Annotated in this window: 4 protein-coding genes; 3 read left to right on the top strand and 1 reads right to left on the bottom strand. The window is 73.1% G+C overall.

What is annotated here, in order from left to right; all coding sequences use genetic code 11:
- Positions 1 to 91: 91 nt before the first annotated feature.
- Positions 92 to 1,018, bottom strand: coding sequence for a proline iminopeptidase-family hydrolase (locus AEQ27_RS11345; RefSeq protein WP_235451070.1), 927 nt, complete (start codon positions 1,016 to 1,018; stop codon positions 92 to 94).
- 127 nt (positions 1,019 to 1,145) lie between these two features.
- On the opposite strand from AEQ27_RS11345, the gene AEQ27_RS11340 reads away from it, so the two are divergent.
- The 3 genes from AEQ27_RS11340 to AEQ27_RS11330 all read left to right on the top strand — a co-directional run bounded on the left by AEQ27_RS11340 (position 1,146) and on the right by AEQ27_RS11330 (position 4,758).
- Positions 1,146 to 1,952 (top strand): FadR/GntR family transcriptional regulator, encoded by an 807-nt coding sequence (locus AEQ27_RS11340; RefSeq protein WP_082383466.1) that lies wholly within the window; start codon positions 1,146 to 1,148, stop codon positions 1,950 to 1,952.
- Positions 1,953 to 2,099: 147 nt separating this feature from the next.
- Positions 2,100 to 4,016, top strand: a complete 1,917-nt coding sequence (locus tag AEQ27_RS11335; protein ID WP_082383465.1) for an alpha-glucosidase — start codon at positions 2,100 to 2,102, stop codon at positions 4,014 to 4,016.
- A gap of 94 nt (positions 4,017 to 4,110) precedes the next feature.
- Positions 4,111 to 4,758, top strand: coding sequence for a hypothetical protein (locus tag AEQ27_RS11330; RefSeq protein WP_054146758.1), 648 nt, complete (start codon positions 4,111 to 4,113; stop codon positions 4,756 to 4,758).
- Positions 4,759 to 4,850: the final 92 nt, after the last annotated feature.

Below are 4,850 nucleotides of genomic sequence, written 5' to 3'. Positions count from 1 at the left end.
CCGGGGTGCGGTGGGGTGGGGATCGGGAGGCGCGGGTCGCGCCGGTCAGGAGGCGCGGCCCGCGCCGGTCAGGAGGCGCGGCCCGCGCCGGTCAGGAGACGCGCGCGGCGTCGCGCGGTTCGTCGTGCGCCGCCAGGAACGGTGCGACGACGGCCCGGAACTCCTCGGGCTGCTCGAGGTGCGAGCAGTGGCTGGCGCCGGCGAACACGTGTGAGCGGACGTCGGCGATGCCGTCGACGAACGGCTGCCAGGTGGCGGGCGTCGCCTCGTCGAACTCGCCGGCGACGACGAGGGTCGGCGCGACGATCGACGACAGGCGGTCGACGATCGTCCAGTCGCGCATCGTGCCGATGACGTGGAACTCGTTCGGCCCGTTCATCGTGTGGTAGACGGTCGGCTCGGCCTCCATCTGCTCCTCGCTGTCGACGAAGTCCTGCGGCATGGGCACCACGCGGCAGACGTGACGCTCGTAGAACACCTGCGTGGCGGCGAGGTACTCGGGGTCGGTGGTCGTGCCGTCCGCCTCGTGACGAGCCAGCGCCTCCTGGGTGTCGGTCGGCAGCTCGTCGCGCAACTCGCCGGCGCCCTCGACCCAGAGCTGCATGGACGCGGGCGAGTTGCAGATGGCCAGGCTCGCCAGCCCGTCCGGTGCCGTCACGGCGATCTCGGCGCCGAGCATCCCGCCCCACGACTGGCCGAGCAGGTGGTACCGCTCGAACCCGAGGTGCGCGACGAGGGCCTCGAACTCGGCGACGAACAGGTTCGGCTGCCAGAAGTCGACCGGGGCGTCGGGCAGGTGGGTGCTGCGACCGCAGCCGAGCTGGTCGTAGTGCACGACGGTGCGACCGGTCTCGTCGGCGAGGGCCTCGAGGTTGCGCAGGTAGTCGTGGGCCATCCCCGGGCCGCCGTGCACCACGACGAGGGGCAGCGCACCCTCGCGCGGCTCGTCGGGCGTGGTGACCCGGTACCAGGTCTCGGCGTCGTGGAAGGGGGCGGTGCCGGTGGTGATCGTGGACATGCGGGTGAGCATGCACCCGGCTAAGGTCTCGCGACAAGACCTTTCTCGATGCCTTAATCTGCTCGTAACACGACGAGACCTCGAACGCTCCGCGCACGACGGGTCGGCGAGCCGGGACGGGGACGCGATGGGCCAGGACGACAGCCGAGGAGGCGCGGGCGCCGCACGCTCGGACGTCGCGGTCGACAGCGCCCTCGGTGGTGCCCTCGGGGCCCCTCTGGCACCGACGACCCGGGTCGACGACCTCACCGACCGCCTCGTCACGGCCATCACGATCGGCGAGTATCTGCCCGGCTCGCGCCTCCCCGCGGAGCGCGACCTCGCCGCCTCGCTGCGGGTCGGCCGCATGACGGTCCGTGCTGCCCTGGCCCGGCTCGTCGAGCAGGGGTTGATCGTGACGCAGCGCGGGCGCGGGGGCGGCTCGTTCGTCCAGGCGCCGGCCCCGGGGTCGGGCACCGACGTCGGGCGCCGCACGCTCGCCGCGCGGTGGTCCGACCTGCGCGACACGAGCGAGGCGATCAGCCGCCTGCACGGCGTCGTCGCCGAGGCCGCGGCCGAGAACCGCACGCCGACCGACGTCGACCGGCTGCACGACCGACTCGAGGGCTACCGCGACGCCGCGTCGGGGCTCGCGTCACAGAAGGCCGACGAGGCCCTGCACGTCGCGATCGCCGAGGCCGCCGGCAACGCGACGCTGCGGGGGGTGCTGTTCGACCTCGAGGCCCGGGTGAGCATCTCGGCGCCGGCGCACCTCTGGGGCGGGCCGGACGGCGTGCGCGAGATGGAGCTGCGGGCCCTCGCCGACCACGAGGCCCTCGTCGCCGCGATCTGCGACGGACGCGCGGCGGACGCCGCGGCCATCGCGCGCGAGCACGTCAAGATCGACCTCGAGCTGCTCGAGCGCGAGCTCGGCCGCCCCGACGCGACCGGCTGAACCCTGCCCTGGCGGCCGACCCGCGCCTCCTGGGCCCTCGGACCCCAGCAACTCGCCGAGACCCCCACGCGCGCACGGGGGTCTCGGCGGCTTCCTGGGGTCTCGGCGTCACGGCGCGGCCGTGGCCGGCCGTGACAGGCTGGGCGGGTGAGCGACTCGACGACGAACGACACCGGCCCCACGACCGCCCCGCCCGCCTGGTGGACGGCCGCGACGGTCTACCAGATCTACCCACGCAGCTTCGCGGACTCGAACGGCGACGGGGTGGGCGACCTCGGCGGCATCCGGCAGCGCCTCGGTCACCTGCACGACCTCGGGGTCGACGTGATCTGGCTGTCGCCGATCTACCGGTCGCCGCAGGCGGACAACGGCTACGACATCAGCGACTACGACGACGTCGACCCGCTGTTCGGCACGCTCGACGAGTTCGACGCTCTGCTGGACGAGGTGCATGCGCTCGGCATGAAGCTGGTCATGGACCTCGTCGTCAACCACACGAGCGACGAGCACCCGTGGTTCGTCGAGGCCCGGTCGTCGCGCGACGCCCCGAAGCGCGACTGGTACCTCTGGCGCGATCCGCTGCCGTCGGGCGAGGGGTCGGACGCCGCCGGCACGCCCGGCGCCGGCACCTACCCCACGGCGTGGCGCAGCGCGTTCAGCGGCCCGGCCTGGACCCTCGACGAGCGCACCGGCCAGTACTACCTGCACATGTTCGCGTCGAAGCAGCCCGACCTCAACTGGGAGAACCCCGACCTGCGCCGGGCCGTCTTCGACATGATGAACCGCTGGCTCGACCGGGGTGTGGACGGCTTCCGCATGGACGTCATCAACCACATCGCGAAGGAGCCCTCGTCGCTGGCGCCCGGCGCCTCGCACTTCGTCATGGGCGGGCAGATCCACGACCACCTGCGTGAGATGCACCGCGAGGTCTTCGCGCACCGCACCGACCGCGAGCTGATCACGGTGGGCGAGATGCCGGGCGTGACGGTCGACGACGCCCGGCTGTTCACGGCGGCCGACCGGCACGAGCTCGACATGGTGTTCCAGTTCGAGCACGTCGGCCTCGACCACGGGCCGGCCTCGAAGTTCGACAACCTCCCGTTCGACCTCGTGGCCCTCAAGCGTTCGCTGTCGCACTGGCAGGACGGTCTCGCCGACCAGGGCTGGAACAGCCTCTACCTCGGCAACCACGACCAGCCGCGGTCGGTGTCGCGCTTCGGCGACGACGACCGGTACCGGTTCGAGTCGGCGACGCTGCTGGCGACCGTGCTGCACCTGCACCGGGGCACGCCGTACGTGTACCAGGGCGACGAGATCGGCATGACGAACGCCGGCTTCGCCTCGATCGAGCAGTACCGCGACATCGAGTCGGTCAACTGGTTCGACGAGTCGGTCGCGGCGGGGGCCGACCCCGAGTCCCTGCTCGAGTCGCTGCGCTTCCGCAGCCGCGACAACGCCCGCACCCCGGTGCCGTGGTCAGGAGGCGCGGCGGCGGGCTTCAGCACCGGCACCCCGTGGATCGAGGGGGTCGCGAACCACGACACCGTGAACGTCGAGGCCGACCGGGCGGCCGGCGACCGCTCGGTGTTCGAGCACTACCGCCGTCTGATCGCGTTGCGGCACGAGTCGCCGGTGGTGGCGCTCGGGTCGTTCGAACTACTCGCCCCGGACGACGAGCGGCTCTACGCGTTCACCCGCACGCTCGGTGACGAGCAACTGCTCGTGCTGGCGAACTGGTCGGGCGAGCCGTACGAGCTCGACCCCGCCCTGCACCCGGCGCTGCGGCGGCGCTCGGTGCCGCAGGTCGCGATCGGCAACGTCCCCAGCGGGGCCGGGCTGACGCTCGCCCCCTGGGCGGTGCGCGGCCTGCAGTCCGTACCCGCCCCTCCCCGCTGTGCAAATCGCGACAGCGGAGGCGCGGCGCGCCGCTCAGGTCGGAAGATGAGCGGCGCGCCGCGCTCCTCTTGTCGGGTTCGGCCCGCTGCACGGGGCGCGGGCGGTCGGGTTCGGCACGCTGCACGGGGCCGAGCCCCCGACGCGAGCACGCGTCGCACCGTCGGATGAACGTCGCACCGCCCCTGAGCACGGTGCGACGTTCAGCCGATGGTGCGACTCGCGCCCCGGACCTCCCGCCGCGGACCCCGGTAGCGTCGGCCAGGTGAGCGATCCCGACGACGCGCCCGCGCCTCCTGACGACTCGACCGAGCTCCCGCACGGCTGGGTGCGCATCGGCGAGCGCCGCTGGTGGTCGACGTGGGTCGGGGCGACGACGGCCTTCGCGTTCCTCGCGGCGATCCAGGGCGTCAACTTCTTCTTCCGCATCGCCGAGGCGACCTTCCGCTGGGACCTCGCCCTGCTGATCGCCATCGGCGTCACGGTCGGGATCGTCGCCGTGATCACGCTGATCCGGAACGCCCTGGCGCCACAGCCCTGGGTCGACCTCGACTCGGGGCAGCTGCGCGCCGGCACCCGCCGACCGATCCCCCTGGCCCAGGTCGACCGTGCCGTCCTGACGACGGCGCCCGTCGGCACCGGCGGCCGGGTGCTCGTGCTCCGACTGACGGCCAAGGAGGCGCGGGTCGAGTTCATCCTGCGCGACCGGCAGGACGCGACCCTCGACCCGATCTCGACCGCCGTGTTGGCGGAGGCGCGGCGCGGCGCCTCCGTCGCCATGCCGACGTCGATCCACGACCCGACCGGCCGGTTCGCCCGTTACAACTTCCCCGGCCACATCGGCCGCGACGACGCCGTCGCCCTCGTCGAGCACCCGCCTGCCGCGGGCGACCCGCTGCCCGCGGCCTGGTGAACGGTTCGCCCGCGACCCCCTTCGCCTGCGACCACGTCGCACCACCGTCGCGTCGTCGAACCACGCGAGAAGGTGGTTCGACGACGCGAGGG

The organism is Frigoribacterium sp. RIT-PI-h (assembly GCF_001297205.1).
Lineage (GTDB): Bacteria > Actinomycetota > Actinomycetes > Actinomycetales > Microbacteriaceae > Frigoribacterium.
This window is presented reverse-complemented; position numbering and strand designations above follow the sequence as displayed.